Here is a 17,836-nt window from a genome sequence, read left to right as displayed (position 1 = left end):
GCGCACCGAGACTGCGCCACGACACACCGGAACGAGCCGGACTCGACCCCGAGGAGCTGCGTCACCTGGTCCGGGAGATCCACGGCCTCACCGCCGGCGAGCGCCCCTGGGCGGCGGGCGCCGTGGTGGTGGCCGGGCGCGGCCCGGTGATCGCCGTCGAGGAGGCGGCGGGCTGGGCCGTCCGCCATGCCTCCTACGACCCCGCGACGGACACGGGCGTGGAACTGCCGCCCGACGCGCGCGTTCCCATGACCGTCGGCACCCCCTTCGACCTGGCCTCCCTCACCAAGCTGTGCACCGCGGTCGCCGCCGTGCAGCAGATCGAGCGGGGCACGCTGGGCATCGACGCGCGGGTCGGCGCGTACCTGCCGGACTTCCGGGCCGCCGCCGAGCACGGCATCACCGTGAGGGAGCTGCTCACGCACACCTCCGGGCTGCGGCCCGAACTCCCGCTGTACGACTGCGCCGACGCCGAGGAACGCCTGCGGTTACTGCGCGCGGAGCGCCCGATCGGCGTACCCGGCACCTACACCTACTCCGACCTCAACCCGCTCCTGCTCCAGTACGTCCTGGAACGCGTCACCGGCCGCACCCTGGACGTCCTCGTCCACGACGGCATCACCCGCCCGCTGGGCATGACGGCGACCCGCTTCGGCCCGTGCCCCGGCGCGGCGGCCACGGAGGACCAGCGGCGGCCGTGGGCCAAGGCCGACCGGGGCATGCTGCGGGGCGAGGTCCACGACGAGAACGCCTGGGCGCTGGGCGGCGTGGCCGGTCACGCGGGCCTCTTCTCGACCGGCCGGGACCTCGCGGTCCTCTGCCGCGCCCTGCTCGCGGGCGGCGCGTACGGTCCCGCCCGCATCCTCGGCCCGGACTTCGTCGAACTGCTGCTGACCCCGCCGGGACTGGGCTTCGCCCTGGACCAGCCCTGGTTCATGGGCGAACTGGCCGGCCGGGGAGCCGCGGGCCACACGGGGTTCACGGGCACCTCGCTGGTCCTGGACCGCGCCACGGACACCTTCCTGGTCCTCCTGGCGAACACGGTGCACCCCCGAAGGCGGGCCCCGGACAGCAGACCCAGAGCGGCGGCGGCGACGCGGCTGGCGCGGGCGGTGCGGGGGATGTAGGGGCGGGGGATGCATGTAGGGGCGGGGGATGCCAGGGTGGCGAAGCGGCCGGACGAGCACTCACCTCTCCGGCCCGCGGGAGCCGGGCAGGGGGTACGGTCTGTGCGGGCCGAAGAGGGCGCGGACTCGGCGGTGCGGAACGACGCGTGCCCGGGCACGTGGTCACCGTCGGCCCGTCGGCCCGTCGGCTTCCGGTCTTCTCCGGCGGGATGAGTGCGGGCGATCAGACAACGGGAGACGCATCAGGTGAGCGCGCATCGGCCGGACACTGACCGGGGGACCGACTCCTGGCTTCCCCCGGACGACGACCGCCCCCGGCCGGTCGGGCTCGCCGGGGCGCTGGCCGCGGCGGAGGCCGCGCCACCGGTGGAATCGCTCGACGTCGTCGCCCACATGCTCAGACAGCGCCTCGACGCGACCAGGGTCTCCTTCCTCATCATGGACTTCACCGGTACGTCAGTCGTGCGTCTCGGCGCCGCCGGGGACGTGGAGACCGACGAACCGGCCCGGCGCATCAACCTGCCCGGCACCCTGTACGACGAGGTGATCCGGACCCAGCAGCCGGCCGTGGAGGCCGGGGACGGCGCGCGGACGGTGCGGGTCGTGGCCCCGGTCACCAACCGGGGAGACGCCATCGGTCTGCTGGAGCTCTTCCTCTCCTCGGCGCCCGACGAGGCCGCGATGCGGGAGATCGGCGAGACCGCGCACGCACTGGCCTACATCGTCATCGCGAACCGGTCGTACACCGACGTCTACCAGTGGGGCCGCCGCACCCGGCCGCTGAGTCTGGCCGCGGAGATCCAGCACCGGCTGCTCCCCTCGTCCCTCGCCTGTGAGGCCGCGCAGTTCACGGTCGCCGGAGCACTGGAACCCGCCGACCATGTCGGAGGCGACACCTTCGACTACGTGATCGACCGCGACACCGTCCAGCTGTCCGTCACCGACGCGATGGGCCACGACGTCGACGCCGCGCTGCTCGCCACCCTCGCCGTGGGCGCGCTGCGCGGGGCCAGGCGGGCGGGCGCCGATCTGGCCGAACAGGCCCGGCAGGCGCACCAGACGATGCTCGAGCACGGAAGGCAGGGGTACGTCACCGGCCAGCTCCTGCGCATCAGCCTGCTCGACGGCGGTGTCGAGTTCATCAACGCGGGCCACCCGTGGCCGCTGCGGCTGCGCGAGGGGAAGGTGGAACAGCTCAGGGTCGAGGTCGACATGCCGTTCGGCTTCCGCTTCCCGCACACCTACCGGGTCCAGCGGCTGGATCTGCGGGCCGGCGACCGGCTGTTCATGTTCACCGACGGGATGCTGGAGCACAGCGCCAGCGACGTGGACCTGGAGGGCCTCATCGTGCGCACCGGCGGCCTGCATCCGCGGGAGGCCGCCCGCACGGTGATCGCGAAGGTCGTCGCCGCGCACGAGGGTCACCTCCAGGACGACGCCACCATCATGTGCCTGGACTGGCACGGCGTCGGGCACTCCCGGCGGCATGCCGACACCGGGGCGGACCTCACCGACGCGTCCCCCTCACCGACACCGGCGTCCTGACCTCCGGGGACCGCCGGCTCCGGACAGCCGGCCGGTCTGCGTGAGCGGAAGCCGGGGGACGTCCCGGCCCCGCGGCACCGGTCCGGTGAACGGTGCCGCCGGCGAGGTGGCGGAGCCCGGCGAGACCCCACCCGTGCGCGGCGCCCGTAGAATCAGCGGGTGAACGCCCCCGTATCCCCGGCCGAGACCCTGCGCACCGCTCTCGCCACCCTGCTCGACGGGCTTCCGCCCAGGCAGGCCGCGCAAGCCGTGGAGCGGCTCATCGCCAGCTACCGGGGCGCCACCCCGACCGACAGCCCCATCCTCCGCGACCGCGCCGACGTCGCCGCGTACGCCGCCTACCGCATGCCCGCGACCTTCGAGGCGGTGCGCTCGGCGCTTGAGGCGTTCGCGGACGCCGTACCGGGGTGGGCCCCCGGCAGCCACGTCGACGTCGGCGGCGGTACCGGCGCCGCCACCTGGGCCGTCAGCGCCACCTGGGACGGCGCACGCCCGGTCACCGTGCTCGACTGGGCCGAACCCGCCCTGGCCCTCGGCCGGGAGATCGCCGCCGCCCACCCGGCCCTGCGCGACGTCCGTTGGCAGCGCTCTCGGATCGGAGCGGCGCTCACCATCGAGAGCACCGATCTCGTCACCGTGTCGTACGTCCTCAACGAACTCACCGCCCCCGACCGCGCCGCCCTCGTCGACGCCGCCGCGGCCGCCGCCCAGGCCGTGGTGATCGTCGAACCCGGCACCCCCGACGGCTACGCCCGGGTGATCGAGGCCCGCGACCGGCTGATCGCCGCCGGCCTCCAGGTCGCGGCGCCCTGCCCGCACAGCGCCGCCTGCCCCATCGTCCCCGGCGAGGACTGGTGCCACTTCTCGGCCCGGGTCAGCCGCTCCTCCCTGCACCGCCAGGTCAAGGGCGGCTCCCTCGCCTACGAGGACGAGAAGTTCGCCTACGTCGCCGCCGCCCGCCTCCCGGTGGCGCCGGCCCCCTCCCGGGTGATCCGGCGCCCGCAGATCCGCAAGGGGCAGGTCCTGCTCGACCTGTGCGAGCCCGACGAGAAGCTCGGCCGCCGCACGGTCACCAAACGCCACGGCGACCTCTACAAGGCGGCCCGCGACGCGGACTGGGGCGACGCCTGGCCCCCGGCGGACCGCCGGGACCGGCCCTGATCACGACGATCCGTCGCCGCTGACCACCTCCTGCCGCTTCTCCTGGAGCCTGCGCAGCAGCTCCCGCTTCTGAGCCCGGGCATCCAGTCCGCCGCCGATCCGGCCGCCGCGCTCGCCCCCGCGCAGGGCGTCGCGGCCGAGCTTCTTCCGGGTGCCGCCGACGCCCAGCATGTTTCCTGCTCCACCTCGGGTCATGAGGTGTCCTCCCGCTCTCGACGCAGTGACGAGACGTATCGTCTCGCTTTGACGTCTCAACTGTCCGGCGAGACGCTCCGTCTTGTCAAGTGGTAACTTCGACCCATGACCGACCGGAAGCCCGTCCCTGACACCACCCGCCGCAGCGAGAGGTCCCGCCGCGCGATCTACGACGCCGCCCTCGCGCTGGTCGCCGAGATCGGCTACCCCAGGACCACCATCGAGGGCATCGCCGCCCGCGCCGGCGTCGGCAAGCAGACGATCTACCGCTGGTGGTCGTCGAAGGCGGAGGTCCTGCTGGAGGCCTTCCTCGACCTGAGCGAACAGGCGGGCCGGGACCCGGACACCCAGGAGCCGTTCGCCTTCCCGGACACCGGCGACCTCGCCGCCGACCTCAAGACCGTGCTGCGGGCCACCGTCGACGAGCTCAAGGACCCCCGGTTCGAGGCGCCCACCCGCGCCCTGGCCGCCGAAGGCGTGGTCGACGAGCGGCTCGGCCGGGTCTTCGTGGCCAGGCTCCTCGAACCGTCCCTCCAGCTGTACGCCGACCGGGTGCGCCTGGCGCAGGAGGCCGGCCAGGTCCGCCGGGACGTCGACCCGCGCATCGCCCTCGAACTCTGGGTCTCCCCCCTCGCCCAGCGCTGGCTCCAGTACACGGGCCCGATCTCCCACGAGTACACCGACACCCTCGTCGACTACGCGCTGCACGGGATCGCCACCCGCTGAGCAGCGTGCCGGCCGGCACGCGTGCCGGCCACCGAGCGGACTGCCCCACCGGGCCCCCGGCCCCCCCCGGCCCGCCCGGCCCGCCCGCCGGGCCGGCCCCCGCTCAGCCTCCCGTGCGGGACCGTCCGGCCAGCCGTCCCGGCGCGTCCGTGATGACCCCGTCGCAGCCCAGCGCCAGGACCCGGTCCCGCTGCCGGGGCGTCAGCACGGTGTGCGCCCACACCCGGGGGACGCCCGAGCGCACGGCCCGGGCCAGGTCCGTGTCGCGGGCCCGGTGGTCCACGTCCAGGAGGTCCACGAAGGACCGCCAGTGTTCGGGCCGGTCCGTGCGCAGCTGCCGGGCCGAGCGCCACAGCTGGGCGAGCAGGCCCAGACGGTGGGCGCGCCGGGCCACTTCGGGATCGTTGGAGTTGACGAAGACCGAGCGGGACAGGCCCCGGGCGCGGATCAGCCCGGCCAGCCGGTCCAGGCTCCGCGGGTCCTTCGCCTCCAGTATCAGCACGATCCGCCCGCCGAAGCGATCCAGCACCTCGGCGACCGTCGGCGGCCGTTCCGAACGCCAGCTCCCGGGCAGCGAGTCCCGGGGGCGCAGCCGCATGCCCCGCCACTCCCGCAGGTCCAGCCCCCGCACCTCGCCGCCCGCGAAGGTCGTCCGGTTCAGCGTGGCGTCGTGCATCACCACCGGCGTGCCGTCGCGCAGCAGGCGCGTGTCGAAGTCCAGCACCTGCGCCGTACCGCGCGCGTGGGCCGCCATCAGCCCCGCCATGCTGTTCTCGGGCACCTCGCGGGCGCCGCCGCGGTGCGCGACATAGGTGACGCGGGGCAGCGCGTCCACCGTCAACGGCCCCGCGCCCCACTCCAACGGGGCCGTCGGCCCCGCGAGGGCCAGCGAGACCACGGAGGCCGCGGAGGTCAGGCCCGTCGACGCGATCCATGTGACCATACGGACGACGGTAGGCCGGTACATCGCGACAAAGGGCGTAATGACACTCGATCCCGGTGACGGGACCGCCTCGTCCGACCTGCCCCTGTTGTCGGCTCCGGTCCCCCCGGAGCGCCGGATGGTGGGACCATAGGGCATGCTGTTCCGCACGACGGCGAGGCGAGGGGATAGATGAGCGCAGAGTTCGGCGGCCGTTCCGGTCGGCAGGGCAAGCTCTCCCAGTGGCTGCGCGGACGCCGCCCCAGGGAGGCCGCCGCCGACCACGACGGCCGTGAGGTCCTGCTGCTCGCCGCCGCCGACGCGGGGCTGCCGCTCGCCCCCGCCGCGTATCCCGCCCCCGACTACCGCTGTTCCTGCGACCGCGTGGGCTGTCCCACCCCCGCCCGGCACCCGGTGTCGTTCGCCTGGCAGACACAGTCCACCACCGACCGCGCGCAGATCGAGCGCTGGGCCCGCCACCAGCCGCAGGCCAACTTCATCACCGCGACCGGCATGGTGCACGACGTCCTCGACGTGCCGCTGGAGGCGGGCCGGGAGGCGCTGGAGGAACTGCTCGGCTCCGGCGTCGAGGTCGGACCGGTCGCCGAGAGCGACGACGGCCGGCTGCTCTTCTTCACCCTCACCCGGGGCACCCCCGAGGAGGAGGACGAGTGGTGGCCCTGCGAACTGGACTGCCACCCCGAGACGATGGACGAGCACCCGGGCCTGCGCTGGCACTGCCGCGGCTCCTACGTCCTCGTCCCGCCCGCCCGGCTCCCCGGCGACCAGACCGTGCACTGGGTCCGCGGCCCCGAACACCCGCTGCCGGACCCGCTGACCCTCCTGGAACCCCTCACCGACGCCTGCGCCCGCCACCTCGGAGATCAGCCGGACCACGCGAGCGCCGCCGGCTGGCCCCCGCGTCACTGAGCCCGGCGGACGAACCCGGTGCCGCGGCCGCCGGAGCCCGTGCTACGACCCCTGCGCCGACGTCAGCCCCTGGATCCGCCCCAGCACCGTCACCCGCTGGTCGCCCGCGCCCTTCGCCGGAGTCAGGGCCACCTCGTTGGAGACGAACTCCATGGTGAGCGACTGCTTGATCTCACCGGTCGTCAGGGCCAGTACGTCCTCGCCCGGGTCCGGCACCGAGGTGCCCGGCGCGGCCGTCTGCTTCTCGTAATGGTGCGTGGTGAAGAAGACCAGCGCCCCGCCGTCGGCCGTACGCAGCGCGAGCGGCGCGTAGTCACCGGTGGTGAGCGGCTCGTCGATGTACTGCGTGGCCAGGCCCGGCCGGCTCTCGTTCTTCTCGCGCAGCGCACGCCACACGCTGGTGTGCGTACCGGTCGCGAAACCGTCCCCGCCGTTCTTGAGGTACGTCGTGTAGTCCCGGCCCAGGTCCTTGGGCGCGACGGCCAGTGCGGCGGAGTCCGCCGGCACCGGTTCGGCCCAGCCGTCCGCGTCCTTCTTGAACGCGGGCACCTTGCCGGGCGCCACCAGCGTCAGGTAGGCCGCCTGCCAGGTCTCGTCCAGGCCGCCGCGGGTGAACACGAACAGCCAGCGCGAGGAACCGCCCTTGTTGCCGGCCGCGTCGGCGACGAACCAGCGTGGCCAGCCCGCCTTCTTGGGGATCGTGTAGGTCGCGTCCGACAGCTTCAGCGGGGTGTGGGCCGGGTTGCCGTCCGGGTTGTCCGCGGCGCCGGCCTTCAGCCGGGCCTCGTCGATGTCGGCGAGGGCACCGGTGACATGGCCGGCGTCCAGCGAACTGTCGTACGCCTTGTCGGCCGCGTTGTACGCGGAGGTGAACTGCCGGAGCGCCTCGGCGGCCTCCGCCTCGGTGGCCGCGGGCAGCACCTCGCGCTCGCCGTGCACCACCACACAGCCGCTCGCCGTCAGCGACAAAGCGGTCAGCGAGGCCGTTATCAGCGCGGTCCGGTCAAGCCTGCGGAGCCTCAGAGGGCCGTGATCCCTGCTCATCAGGTTCTGTCACCTTCCCCTTCCCGGAGGCGAACCCTACCGGGGCGAGGAAGAGCGCGAGTGTCGGGACCAGGTACAGCAGCCACACCGTGACCTGGAGGACGGTCGGGTCGGGCTGGAAGTTGAAGACGCCCTTGAGCAGGGTGCCGTACCAGCTGTCGGGCGGGATCGTGCCGCTGATGTCGAAGGCCTTGTCCGTCAGACCCGGGACCCAGTCGGCCTCCTGGAGGTCGTGGACGCCGTACGCCAGTACGCCCGCCGCGACGACGACCAGCATGCCGCCCGTCCAGGTGAAGAACCTCGCCAAGTCGATGCGCAGGGCGCCGCGGTAGAACAGCCAGCCCAGCAGGACCGCCGTGGCCAGGCCGAGGGCCACGCCGATCAGCGGGCGCGGGGTGCCGTCGCCGGCCGCGTGCACCGACGCCCACACGAACAGGGCCGTCTCCAGGCCCTCGCGGCCGACCGCGAGGAACGCGGTGGCGACCAGCGCCCCGGTACCCATGGCGAGGGCGGCGTCCAGCTTGCCGTGCAGTTCGGTCCGCAGGTGCCGGGCGGTGCGCCGCATCCAGAACACCATCCATGTCACCAGGACGACGGCCAGGATCGACAGGGAGCCGCCGAGCGCCTCCTGTGCCTCGAACGTCAGCTCCTGGGAGCCGAATTCGAGGGCGGAGCCGAAGCCCAGCGCGAGCAGCACCGCGACGGCGATGCCCGCCCACACCGGCTTCAGGGCGTCTCTGCGGTCGGTCTTGACCAGGTAGGCGATCAGGATGCAGACGACGAGACTGGCTTCGAGGCCCTCGCGCAGACCGATCAGGTAGTTGGAGAACACGGGTCAGGCCTCCTCGGAGAACAGCGTGCTGCCCCACCAGTCGTCCGCGCCGCGGACGCCGGGCGGGATCGCGAACACGGCCGAACCCACGTGCTGGATGTACTCGTTGAGCGCGTCCGTGGCCAGGTTGCGCTGGATCCGGACAAAGCCCGTGCGGACGTCGCGCTGGTAGGCGAGGAAGAACAGCCCCGCGTCCAGCCGGCCCAGGCCGTCCGTGCCGTCGGTGAAGGAGTAGCCGCGGCGCAGGATCGTCGCCCCGTGGTTGGTGTCGGGGTGCGCGAGGCGTACGTGCGCGTCGGGCAGCATGGCCTTCAGGAACGGTTCGTCGCGCTCCTTCGCCCTGCCGATCGGGGCCCCCTCGCCCTTGTCGCGGCCGAAGATGTCCTCCTGCTCCTGGAGCGAGGTGCGGTCCCAGGTCTCGATGTGCATGCGGATACGGCGGGCGACGAGGTACGAGCCGCCGCTCATCCACGCGGGACCGTCGGCGGGGTCCACCCACACGAACTTCTCGAGCCGCCCGGTCTCCGTCCCCGCGATGTTGCGGGTGCCGTCCTTGAAGCCCATCAGGTTGCGCGGGGTCTGCGCGTCCGGGGTGGTCGAGGAGGTCTTGCCGAAGCCGAGCTGCGACCAGCGGATGACGACCTTGCCGAAGCCGATCCGGGCCAGGTTGCGGATCGCGTGCACCGCGACCTGCGGGTCGTCCGCGCACGCCTGGACGCACAGGTCGCCGCCGCTGCGGTCGCGGTCCAGGTTGTCACCGGCGAACCGCGGCAGGTCGACCAGGGCCGCCGGCCGCCGGCCGGTCAGCCCGAACTTCTCGAACAGCGACGGTCCGAAGCCGATCGTCAGGGTCAGCCGGGACGGCTTCAGCCCCAGCGCCTCGCCGGTGTCGTCCGGCGGCGCCTGGGCGAGCCCGCCGAACGCGCCCTCGCCGACCGCCTGTCCGGCGGTCAGCTTCCGTGCCGCCTCGGTCCAGTCCTTCAGCATCCGCACGAAAGCGGCCCGGTCGTCGGTCGTCACGTCGAACGCGGCGAAGTGCAGCCGGTCCTGCACCGGCGTGGCGATGCCGGCCTGGTGGGCGCCGTGGAAGGCGACCGCGGCGCCCGCTGCGGCACCGGCCGGGGCGGCGTCGGCGGACTCGCCGGTGCGGGCCATCGCCACCGCGCCGCCGGCCGCGACGGCACCGAGGGTGAGCCCGGCACCGCCCCAGCCGATGAGCGCGCGCCTGGAGGGCGTGTTCGAGGTGCTGTCCGGGTCCGTCATGATGGGCGTCCCTACTTGACGACGACGGCGGCGGCGAGCTTGGACAGCGGTTCCGCCAGGGCGTTGACCCCGTCCGACAGCTCCTTGCGGTCGGCGTCGCCGACCTTGTCGTACGAGGTGAAGTCGTACGAGGACGTGGTGGCGCGGTACTTGTCCAGCAGTGCGTTCAACGCGGCGAACTGCTGGTCGAGTTCGGTGACCAGGGCCGCGTCGTTCTCCTTGGCGACCGGCTTGAGCAGCGCGTACGCCTTCTCCGCGCCCTCGACGTTGGCCTTGAAGTCGACCAGGTCGGTGTGCGAGTAGCGCTCCTCCTCGCCGGTGACCTTGCCGGTGGCGACCTCGTCGAGGAGCTCCTTGGCGCCGTTGGCCATGGAGGTCGGGGTGATCTCGGCCTTGCCGACCCGGTTCTGCCAGTCCTCGAGGTCGGTGATCAGCCGGCCGGCGAGGGTCTTCTCCTCGGCACCGATCTTCTTGTCCTGCCACAGGGCCTTCTCCAGGCGGTGCCAGCCGGTGAACTCCTGGCCTTCCTCCAGCCCGTCCGCGCGGACGTCGACCTTCGGGTCGATGTCACCGAAGGACTCCGCGACCGGCTCGGTGCGCTCCCAGCCGATGCGGGAGGGCGCGTAGGCCTTCTTCGCGGCCTCCAGGTCGCCGTCCTGGACCGCCTTGGCGAAGGTCCGGGCGAGCGGCAGCGTCTCGTCGGCCTGCTGCTGCGTGTACGCGCGGTAGGCGGCGACGGCCTTGTCGAGGCGCGGGTCGCGCTGGGCGACGGTGCCGCCGGTGGCCTTGACGTCCTGGCGGATGCCGTCGCCCTTCATGCCGGGCTTGCAGGCGATCCGGTAGTCGCCCGCCTTCACCTCGGCGGTGACCTTCTGCTGGGTGCCGGGGCCGATGTTCTCCCGCTCGGTGACGATCCGGTCGTCCGGGAAGAGCAGGTAGACCTCGGTGACCTTGGAGCCCTTGTTCTCGATGGCCAGCTCGACGTGCCCGGCCGGGAACTCCTTCGTCGAGACCTCGCACGTCTCGTCCGTCGCCGTCACCTTGACGACCCGGTCGCCCTCCGCCGAACCGCCCTTCTCGGTGCAGCCGGTGACGGCGGCCAGCGCCGCCGCGGTCGCGACGGCGGTGAGAGCGGAGAATCTGACGGCTCGCATGCGGGCTCCAGGGAATGGCCGAAAGGAACGCGTGACGCGCCTCACATAAGGTGAGGCTCGCCTAACGTATCCGAGGTTTTCCTCTGCGATACCGGCCCAGATGGTGATTCAGCTCTCATGGACGCTGTATGAGCACGCCCTGGTCACAGTGGCCAAAAAGGGAGCTCATGCGGCGGTCAAGCAGCGGTCAAGCGTCCCGACGGGGCGTCACCAGGACCTCGCCCGTGCGTGGATGCGGCAGCACCTCGACGGGCTGGTCGTACACCTCGCTGAGCAGTCGGTCGGAGAACACCTCGGCGGGCGGGCCCTCGGCGGCGATCCGGCCGACGGGCGGATGCGGGCGGGGCGGCGGCTTGCCGGCGCCGGGTCCTGCGCAGCAGCCGGAAGAAGAACGGGCTGCCCAGCAGGGCGGTCAGCACCCCGAGCGGCAGCTCGGCGGGGGCGGCGATCGTGCGGGCCGCGAGGTCGGCGGCCGGCAGCACCACCGCACCGCCGAGCGCGCTGCCCGGGATCAGGAAGCGGTGTCCCGGCCCCGCGACCATGCGCAGCAGGTGCGGGACGACGAGACCGACGAAGCCGATGACCCCGGAGACGCTCACCGCGGCGGCCGTCAGCAGCGCGACGACGAACATCAGCAGGATCCGTAGCCGCTCCACGTCCACCCCCAGATGCCGGGCCGGCCGGTCACCGAGCGAGAGCAGGTCCAGACGCCGCGCGTACAGCGGCGCCACGACCAGCCCGAGCGCCGCGCACGGCAGCACCGCCAGCACCTTGGGTCAGGTGGACTGGGCGAGGGAGCCGAGCTGCCAGAAGGTGATCTGGTTCACCGCGGCCGTGTCCGCCAGGAAGATGAACAGCCCGATGAGCGACCCGGCGAACGCGTTCACCGCGATGCCCATGAGGATCAGCGTCACCACCTCCGTACGGCCGCCCGAGCGGGGCATCGCGTACACCATCAGCACGGTGCCCAGGCCGGCGACGAACGCCATCGTGGGCAGGGTCCAGGTGCCGAGGAAGTCCAGCCCCAGCGAGATGGCGGCGACCGCGCCGACCGCCGCGCCCAGGGACACCCCGATGGTGCTCGGCTCGGCCAGCGGATTGCCGAACACCCCTTGCATCAGGGCGCCCGCGCACCCCAGCGAGGCCCCGATGAGCAGCGCCAGCACGATCCGCGGGAAACGGACGTTCCACAGCACCGACTCGGCGACCCGGTCCAACTCCGTACCTCCCGCCCCGACGCGGTGCTGCACGGAGCCCAGCACGTCCCCCACCGGCACCGGATACGCCCCGATCCCGGCCGCGACGGGCACGAGGACGAGCAGGACGACCAGCAGCCCGGCGGTCAGCGGCCAGGTCACGGAACGCCGTCCGCGGGACGGGACTGGGCCGCGGTGTCCGGCGCGGCCTTCTCCAGTACGGTCATGCGGCATAGCTTAGGTTAGCCTTACCTCGCCGTTCCTCGACATGTCCGGCTCGGACCGTCCCCGCATGTCAGGCCCACGACGAACCCGCCGTCCCCCGAATGCTTCAATGCCCGCGTGACTGACTACGACGTGCTGCGTGTCTTCTGTGGGGCGAACGGCGGCTACGGCAATGAACTGGGCGTGGTCCGTGAGGGCTCCGTGCTGGCGGATCCCGCGGAGCGACAGGCGTTCGCCGGGAAGCTCGGGTTCAGCGAGACCGTGTTCGTCGACGATCCGGAGCGCGGTGTCATCGACATCTACACCCCGACCCTGCGTCTGCCCTTCGCGGGCCATCCCTGCGTCGGGACGGCCTGGCTGCTCGACGTGCCGGAGCTGGTCACGCCGGCCGGGGTGGTGGGCGCCCGGCTGGACGGGGAGTTCAGCTGGATCGAGGCGCGGGCGGAGTGGGTCCCGCCGCGCACGCTGCGCCGGTACGGCACCGCGGCGGAGGTCGACGACCTGTCCGTGCCGCCGCCGGGGGAGTGGATCTACGCCTGGGCGTGGGAGGACGAGGCCGCCGGCCGGGTCAGGGCCCGCGCCTTCCCCGGCCGCGACGACGGCATCGAGGAGGACGAGGCGACGGGCGCCGCGGCACTGCTGCTGACCGACCGGCTGGGCCGCGCCCTGAACATCACCCAGGGCGCGGGCTCCCAGATCCTGACCGCTCCGCAGCCCGGCGGCTGGGTGGAGGTCGGCGGCCGGGTGCTTCTGGAGCGGTGACCGTCGCGCCGCCGTACGGGTGGAACAGCGTGTGCGCGCGGTCGTGAACGGGGCCTCTGGCCCTGACCGCTCAGCTTCGCGAGGAGCCCCATGCGCATCCGGTCCGCCCTGGCCGCGCCCCTTCGTTCCCCGGCCCGCTCACGCGGACAGCCGGAACTCCTCGCCCAGGGCCCGGAAGACCCCCGTGTTCAGGGCGAACGCCGTCTTGCACTCCGCCACGATGCGCTGTTTCTCCAGTTCGTCCGCCCGCACCGCGTCCAGCAGTTCCCGGTAACCGCGCTTGAACGCCGCCGGGTTGCCGATCTCCTCGAAGACGTAGAAGCGGACGCCGTCGCCCTTCCTCGTGAAGCCCCAGGTCTTCTCCGCCTTGTCGCGGATGATCTGGCCGCCCGAGAGGTCGCCGAGGTAGCGCGTGTAGTGGTGCGCGATGTATCCCGCCGGCCACTGCTCGGCACACTCCCGCACCCGGTCCGCGTACGCCCGTGTCGCGGGCAGCGCGGACAGCTCCGACCGCCAGTGGGAACCGCGCAGATGTGCCAAATCCCGCTCCAGCGCGGTCAGCCGGAACAGCTCAGGCTGGATGAAGGGCCCGGCCACCGGGTCCGACGCCAGCCGCTGCGCACCGGCCTCCAGTGCCTCGTACACGAACCACAGCTGCTCCGTGTAGCGGGCGTACGCGTCCACGCCCAGCCGCCCGCCGAGCAGGTCGCTCATGAAGGTCGAGGTCTCCGCCTCCACGTGCTGCTCGTGGGAGGCGGTGCGGATGACTGTCGAGAAGGAGTCCATGGCCCGATTTTCTGTGGTTAGGCTTACCTAAGTCAATGCTTTGCCGACTCTCTGTCGGTAACCGTACCCGGAAAGTCCGCCGAACCCCCATACGAAAGAGCCCGCCCTCCGAAGAGAGCGGGCTCATGGGCCAGGGCGGCGTCAGGACGAACGGCAGGGTGAGGACTGCGGCAGGGTGAGGACTACGGCAGCGTGAGGATCTCCGCGCCCGACTCCGTCACCACCAGCGTGTGCTCGAACTGGGCCGTCCGCTTCCGGTCCTTCGTCACGACCGTCCACCCGTCGTCCCACATGTCGTACTCGTGCGTCCCGAGCGTCAGCATCGGCTCGATCGTGAACGTCATCCCGGGCTGGATGACGGTCGTCGCGTGCGGGCTGTCGTAGTGCGGGACGATCAGCCCGGAGTGGAAGGACGAGTTGATCCCGTGGCCGGTGAAGTCCCGGACCACGCCGTACCCGAACCGCTTCGCGTACGACTCGATGACCCGGCCGATGATGTTGATCTGACGGCCCGGCCTGACCGCCTTGATCGCGCGCTCGAGGGACTCCCGGGTGCGCTCCACCAGCAGCCGGCTCTCCTCGTCGACGTCGCCGACGAGGTACGTGGCGTTGTTGTCACCGTGCACCCCGCCGATGTACGCGGTCACGTCGAGGTTGACGATGTCGCCGTCCCGCAGCACCGTCGAGTCCGGGATCCCGTGGCAGATCACCTCGTTGACCGACGTGCACAGGGACTTCGGGAAACCGCGGTAGCCGAGGGTGGAGGGGTAGGCGCCGTGGTCGCACATGTAGTCGTGCGCCACCTTGTCGAGTTCGTCGGTCGTGACGCCCGGCGCGATCAGCTTCGCGGCCTCCGCCATCGCGCGCGCCGCGATCCGGCCCGCGACGCGCATCGCCTCGATGGTCTCGGGCGTCTGCACCTCCGGTCCGGTGTACGGCGTCGGCGCCGGCTTGCCGACGTACTCGGGCCGGCGGATGTTTCCGGGTACGGAACGGGTGGGGGACAGCTCCCCTGGTACGAGCAGCGACTGGCCAGACATGCCCGCGAGTCTAACCAGCGGCCATGGGGGAACATGTCGGTGGCGAGAGGAGCTGGTCATGGCCCTGTTCAAGAAGCGCACGGTCGGCAAGCCGGGCGAGTGGTACTACTGCCTGGAGCACAGGAAGGTCGAGGAGGGGCCGGAATGCCCGGCCAAGGACCGCTTCGGCCCGTACGCCACCCGCAAGGAGGCCGAACACGCGATGGCGACGGCTCGCGAGCGCAACCTCGAGTGGGAGAACGACCCGAACTGGCACGACGCACCGGCGGCGGGCAGGGACGACGACTGAGCGGCAGACGGGGGGCGGCCCGACGCACGGGGACGGCCCGACTCGCCGGTGCGCCTGATCCGCCGGTCCCGCTGACCGGCCGGGTCGGTTGTTTCCGTTTGCCGGTTGTTCCCTTCCGGTCCGGTTTCTCCGGCCGGTCGGGTTTCTCGGCCGGTCCGGCTGATCCGGCCGGTCCGGCTGTCGCGGGTGGGCTGATCCCCGTCGGTCCCGCTGATCCCGGCGGGAGGACGCCCGACCAGGGCGTGCGGCCGTACGGCCGGCCGGTGACTGATCAGGCGCCCGCCGGGGGCGCGTCGGTCCCCGCCGCTCCCGCGCCCGCGCGCTGCTCGCGCAGCCGCCTCGCGTGCTCGTCGGTCCGCACGTCGTACGTCATCAGCTTCGGCAGGCACAGGGCCAGCAGCCCGACCGCGCCCACGCACAGCAGCCCGCCCGACCAGACCGACGTCCGTACACCTCGCCAGGTGGCCATGCCGCCCCCCCACCTGGCCCAGCTGCGGGCCCACCGAGTAGGACAGCAGCTCGATCCCCTATCGCCCCGACCGCCGCCGCGGACCCGGTGAGCTCCTTGATCTGCACCGGCAGCGCGACGAAGGTCAGAAAGCTTCCGAAGTTCGTGATCAGCCCCGACAGCCACAGCCTCCGGAAGTCCACGGAGGCCCGCCAGGGGGCCAGGTCCGGGAGGAGGGCGCGGAGCCCCGAGGGGCCCGGGGGAGGGGCTTCGGAGGGCGCTGCGGAAGGCTCCGTGGCGTGGTCGGTCACGAGGGGCCATGGTCGGCCGAGGGTTCATCGGGGGCAACCGCTTGTCCGCAGGGACCGGGGCCGGAGCCGGCTCGGGGCGGGGGGAAGGGTGGAAGGGTGGAAGGGTGGAAGGGGAGAACGGGGCAGGGGGGAAGGCGGCCGGGCGCGGTGCGGGTTACCGGGTGGGTCCGGTGGGTGGGGACCGGGCGCGGCCGGTGGGTGGGCGGAGGAGTCACCAGCGGGGAGGGGGTGGTGCCGTCAACGCGTCGGTCAGTCTGGACAGCCGGTCCCGCAGGCGCCGCTGCCCGCGGGGGGTCGGCACCGCGTGCTCCCCGGCCGCCGCGCTCACCAGGTGCTGCACGGTGTCCAGGTCCAGTTCCGAGCCGTCCGGCACGGTCAGAGCCTCGTGCGCCAGCGCCGTCAGCTCGCTCCCGCTCCCGCGGCCACTCCCGCTCCCGTCTCCGTCTCCGCCTCTGCCTCCGCCGAGTGCCAGCACCGTGGCGCCGGCCCGTCGGGCGTCGTGCACCCCCTCCAGCAGCGGAGCGTCCGGTTCCGCCGGCGACACCACGAGCAACGTCTCACCCCGCCGGGCCGCGGCGAGCCTGCCCGGTCCGACCGCGAGATGGGGCGGATCCGAGGGGCGCGCGGCATGCCGTACGAGCGTCGGGGCCAGCTCCGGTGTCCCCGACCAGGCCGCCTCGTCGACCAGATGCGCCGCGAGATGCCACGGCTCGTACTCCGGCGTGCCCACGAGCAGCAGCCCTCCACCGTGCGACACCACGGACCCCCGCAGCGCCGCCGCGAACCGGCACGTCGCCCCCAACCACTCGGTCCCGGCGAGCACTTCGCGCAGCAATGCGACCCGTACGGCATCCATACGGCCGCATCCTGCCGCAATCGGGCGTTCCCGGCCCCCGGTTCACCCCGAATTCGCCCAACTTGGGCAAGCGGTCGGTCTCCTGTCCGGCGGGGAGTGCCCCCTGCCGACCGACGCCGTCACTGCCGCCCGTCACCGTCGTGGCCGCCGTCGCCGTCCCGGTCGTCCCGCGGCGGGTGCCCGTGACGCGGCTCACCTGGGCGGCGGGCGCGCACGGGGCGGACGTAAAGTCGGCCCATGACCTCTACCGACAGCCCGCAGCAGCCCGACGAGACCCCCGCGAAGGCCCCCGCCAAGGATCCCTGGGACCTCCCCGACGTCTCCGGACTCGTCGTCGGCGTGCTCGGCGGCACCGGCCCGCAGGGCAAGGGCCTCGCCTACCGGCTCGCCAAGGCCGGCCAGAAGGTGATCATCGGCTCGCGCGCCGCCGACCGTGCGCGGAGCGCCGCCGAGGAACTCGGTCACGGCGTCGAGGGCGCCGACAACGCCGAGACCGCCCGCCGCAGCGACATCGTGATCGTCGCCGTGCCCTGGGACGGGCACGGCAGGACGCTGGAGTCCCTGCGCGCGGAACTGGCCGGCAAGCTCGTCGTGGACTGCGTCAACCCGCTCGGCTTCGACAAGAAGGGCGCCTACGCGCTCAAGCCGGAGGAGGGCAGCGCCGCCGAGCAGGCCGCCGCCCTGCTGCCGGACTCCCGGGTCACCGCCGCCTTCCACCACCTGTCGGCCGTGCTCCTCCAGGACCCGGAGATCGAGGAGATCGACACGGACGTCATGGTCCTCGGCGAGGTGCGCGCCGACGTGGAGATCGTCCAGGCGCTGGCCGGCCGTATCCCCGGCATGCGCGGAGTCTTCGCGGGACGCCTGCGCAACGCGCACCAGGTGGAGTCCCTGGTCGCCAACCTGATCTCCGTCAACCGCCGGTACAAGGCGCACGCCGGGCTGCGCGTCACGGACGTCTGAGCGCATGGGGGACACTGGTCGGCACGGGCCGGTGTCCCCCGACGGCCCCGACAGTCCCCCA

General features: G+C 72.8%; 18 protein-coding genes and 3 pseudogenes. 8 read left to right on the top strand and 13 right to left on the bottom strand.

All coding sequences use genetic code 11. The features are described 5' to 3' along the window. Positions 1-11: 11 nt before the first annotated feature. From QQS16_RS14225 to QQS16_RS14215, 3 genes are all read left to right on the top strand, one after another. On the top strand, positions 12-1,127 hold the full coding sequence (locus tag QQS16_RS14225; protein ID WP_286066319.1) for a serine hydrolase domain-containing protein: 1,116 nt from the start codon (positions 12-14) through the stop codon (positions 1,125-1,127). Between the two features lie 246 nt (positions 1,128-1,373). Next, complete coding sequence (locus QQS16_RS14220; protein WP_502963784.1) at positions 1,374-2,672, top strand: PP2C family protein-serine/threonine phosphatase; 1,299 nt, start codon at positions 1,374-1,376, stop codon at positions 2,670-2,672. Between the two features lie 159 nt (positions 2,673-2,831). Next, entirely contained in the window at positions 2,832-3,833 is a 1,002-nt protein-coding gene (locus QQS16_RS14215; protein WP_286062025.1) for a small ribosomal subunit Rsm22 family protein, read from the top strand. On the opposite strand, the gene QQS16_RS14210 is transcribed toward QQS16_RS14215, so the two are convergent. Continuing rightward, positions 3,834-4,028: a DUF6243 family protein gene (locus QQS16_RS14210; protein WP_286062024.1), complete on the bottom strand. Its 195-nt coding sequence runs from the start codon at positions 4,026-4,028 to the stop codon at positions 3,834-3,836. 105 nt (positions 4,029-4,133) lie between these two features. Between QQS16_RS14210 and QQS16_RS14205 the strand changes: the two genes are divergently transcribed. Continuing rightward, the gene (locus QQS16_RS14205) at positions 4,134-4,754 is read left to right on the top strand and encodes a TetR/AcrR family transcriptional regulator (protein WP_286062023.1); all 621 of its coding nucleotides are present in this window, start codon (positions 4,134-4,136) and stop codon (positions 4,752-4,754) included. A gap of 103 nt (positions 4,755-4,857) precedes the next feature. Here QQS16_RS14205 and QQS16_RS14200 read toward each other — a convergent pair whose 3' ends face one another. Then, positions 4,858-5,697, bottom strand: coding sequence for a glycerophosphodiester phosphodiesterase (locus tag QQS16_RS14200; protein WP_286062022.1), 840 nt, complete (start codon positions 5,695-5,697; stop codon positions 4,858-4,860). 171 nt (positions 5,698-5,868) lie between these two features. On the opposite strand from QQS16_RS14200, the gene QQS16_RS14195 reads away from it, so the two are divergent. After that, a complete protein-coding gene (locus QQS16_RS14195) occupies positions 5,869-6,606 on the top strand; it encodes a bifunctional DNA primase/polymerase (protein WP_286062021.1) in 738 nt (245 codons plus the stop codon). 42 nt (positions 6,607-6,648) lie between these two features. Here the strand turns inward: QQS16_RS14195 and QQS16_RS14190 are convergent, their stop codons facing one another. The 6 genes and pseudogenes from QQS16_RS14190 to QQS16_RS14165 all read right to left on the bottom strand — a co-directional run. Next, entirely contained in the window at positions 6,649-7,650 is a 1,002-nt protein-coding gene (locus QQS16_RS14190) for an SCO2278 family lipoprotein (protein WP_286062020.1), read from the bottom strand. Next, positions 7,610-8,482: an iron uptake transporter permease EfeU gene (gene efeU, locus QQS16_RS14185; protein WP_286062019.1), complete on the bottom strand. Its 873-nt coding sequence runs from the start codon at positions 8,480-8,482 to the stop codon at positions 7,610-7,612. Before efeU ends, QQS16_RS14190 begins: the two co-directional genes overlap by 41 nt. A gap of 3 nt (positions 8,483-8,485) precedes the next feature. Continuing rightward, entirely contained in the window at positions 8,486-9,745 is a 1,260-nt protein-coding gene (gene efeB / locus QQS16_RS14180) for an iron uptake transporter deferrochelatase/peroxidase subunit (protein ID WP_286062018.1), read from the bottom strand. 11 nt (positions 9,746-9,756) lie between these two features. Next, positions 9,757-10,899, bottom strand: a complete 1,143-nt coding sequence (gene efeO / locus QQS16_RS14175) for an iron uptake system protein EfeO (protein ID WP_286062017.1) — start codon at positions 10,897-10,899, stop codon at positions 9,757-9,759. A gap of 187 nt (positions 10,900-11,086) precedes the next feature. Further along, a pseudogene (locus QQS16_RS14170) lies at positions 11,087-11,224 on the bottom strand (hemin ABC transporter ATP-binding protein); the annotation flags it as partial. Positions 11,225-11,252: 28 nt separating this feature from the next. After that, positions 11,253-12,329: pseudogene (locus tag QQS16_RS14165) on the bottom strand (FecCD family ABC transporter permease); the annotation flags it as partial. Between the two features lie 108 nt (positions 12,330-12,437). Between QQS16_RS14165 and QQS16_RS14160 the strand changes: the two are divergent. Next, entirely contained in the window at positions 12,438-13,082 is a 645-nt protein-coding gene (locus QQS16_RS14160) for a PhzF family phenazine biosynthesis protein (RefSeq protein ID WP_286062016.1), read from the top strand. Between the two features lie 138 nt (positions 13,083-13,220). Here QQS16_RS14160 and QQS16_RS14155 read toward each other — a convergent pair whose 3' ends face one another. Both QQS16_RS14155 and map read right to left on the bottom strand, forming a co-directional pair. After that, entirely contained in the window at positions 13,221-13,868 is a 648-nt protein-coding gene (locus QQS16_RS14155; RefSeq protein WP_286062015.1) for a biliverdin-producing heme oxygenase, read from the bottom strand. A gap of 182 nt (positions 13,869-14,050) precedes the next feature. Continuing rightward, complete coding sequence (map, locus tag QQS16_RS14150) at positions 14,051-14,908, bottom strand: type I methionyl aminopeptidase (RefSeq protein ID WP_286062014.1); 858 nt, start codon at positions 14,906-14,908, stop codon at positions 14,051-14,053. Between the two features lie 58 nt (positions 14,909-14,966). Here map and QQS16_RS14145 point away from each other — a divergent pair, with 58 nt between their 5' ends. Further along, positions 14,967-15,197, top strand: coding sequence for a hypothetical protein (locus QQS16_RS14145; RefSeq protein ID WP_286062013.1), 231 nt, complete (start codon positions 14,967-14,969; stop codon positions 15,195-15,197). Positions 15,198-15,468: 271 nt separating this feature from the next. Here the strand turns inward: QQS16_RS14145 and QQS16_RS14140 are convergent, their stop codons facing one another. The 3 genes and pseudogenes from QQS16_RS14140 to QQS16_RS14130 form a co-directional block, all read right to left on the bottom strand. Next, positions 15,469-15,666, bottom strand: coding sequence for a hypothetical protein (locus QQS16_RS14140; protein WP_286066574.1), 198 nt, complete (start codon positions 15,664-15,666; stop codon positions 15,469-15,471). A gap of 56 nt (positions 15,667-15,722) precedes the next feature. Beyond that, positions 15,723-15,869: pseudogene (locus QQS16_RS43950) on the bottom strand (MFS transporter); the annotation flags it as partial. 298 nt (positions 15,870-16,167) lie between these two features. Further along, the gene (locus QQS16_RS14130) at positions 16,168-16,812 is read right to left on the bottom strand and encodes a hypothetical protein (RefSeq protein WP_286062012.1); all 645 of its coding nucleotides are present in this window, start codon (positions 16,810-16,812) and stop codon (positions 16,168-16,170) included. Between the two features lie 237 nt (positions 16,813-17,049). Between QQS16_RS14130 and npdG the strand changes: the two genes are divergently transcribed. Continuing rightward, the gene (gene npdG / locus QQS16_RS14125; RefSeq protein ID WP_286062011.1) at positions 17,050-17,775 is read left to right on the top strand and encodes an NADPH-dependent F420 reductase; all 726 of its coding nucleotides are present in this window, start codon (positions 17,050-17,052) and stop codon (positions 17,773-17,775) included. Positions 17,776-17,836 lie beyond the last annotated feature (61 nt).

The sequence above is a fragment of the Streptomyces sp. ALI-76-A genome (assembly GCF_030287445.1).
GTDB lineage: Bacteria > Actinomycetota > Actinomycetes > Streptomycetales > Streptomycetaceae > Streptomyces.
Note: the sequence above shows the minus strand (reverse complement) of the source record. Positions and strands in the feature narration are given on the sequence as shown.

Coding starts and splice junctions, on each gene's coding strand:
- QQS16_RS14210 (WP_286062024.1), bottom strand. CDS start 4,028: ATGACCCGAGGTGGAGCAGGAAACATGCTGGGCGTCGGCGGCACCCGG.
- QQS16_RS14205 (WP_286062023.1), top strand. CDS start 4,134: ATGACCGACCGGAAGCCCGTCCCTGACACCACCCGCCGCAGCGAGAGG.
- QQS16_RS14200 (WP_286062022.1), bottom strand. CDS start 5,697: ATGGTCACATGGATCGCGTCGACGGGCCTGACCTCCGCGGCCTCCGTG.
- QQS16_RS14195 (WP_286062021.1), top strand. CDS start 5,869: ATGAGCGCAGAGTTCGGCGGCCGTTCCGGTCGGCAGGGCAAGCTCTCC.
- QQS16_RS14190 (WP_286062020.1), bottom strand. CDS start 7,650: ATGAGCAGGGATCACGGCCCTCTGAGGCTCCGCAGGCTTGACCGGACC.
- efeB (WP_286062018.1), bottom strand. CDS start 9,745: ATGACGGACCCGGACAGCACCTCGAACACGCCCTCCAGGCGCGCGCTC.
- efeO (WP_286062017.1), bottom strand. CDS start 10,899: ATGCGAGCCGTCAGATTCTCCGCTCTCACCGCCGTCGCGACCGCGGCG.
- QQS16_RS14155 (WP_286062015.1), bottom strand. CDS start 13,868: ATGGACTCCTTCTCGACAGTCATCCGCACCGCCTCCCACGAGCAGCAC.
- map (WP_286062014.1), bottom strand. CDS start 14,908: ATGTCTGGCCAGTCGCTGCTCGTACCAGGGGAGCTGTCCCCCACCCGT.
- QQS16_RS14145 (WP_286062013.1), top strand. CDS start 14,967: ATGGCCCTGTTCAAGAAGCGCACGGTCGGCAAGCCGGGCGAGTGGTAC.
- QQS16_RS14140 (WP_286066574.1), bottom strand. CDS start 15,666: ATGGCCACCTGGCGAGGTGTACGGACGTCGGTCTGGTCGGGCGGGCTG.
- QQS16_RS14130 (WP_286062012.1), bottom strand. CDS start 16,812: ATGGATGCCGTACGGGTCGCATTGCTGCGCGAAGTGCTCGCCGGGACC.
- npdG (WP_286062011.1), top strand. CDS start 17,050: ATGACCTCTACCGACAGCCCGCAGCAGCCCGACGAGACCCCCGCGAAG.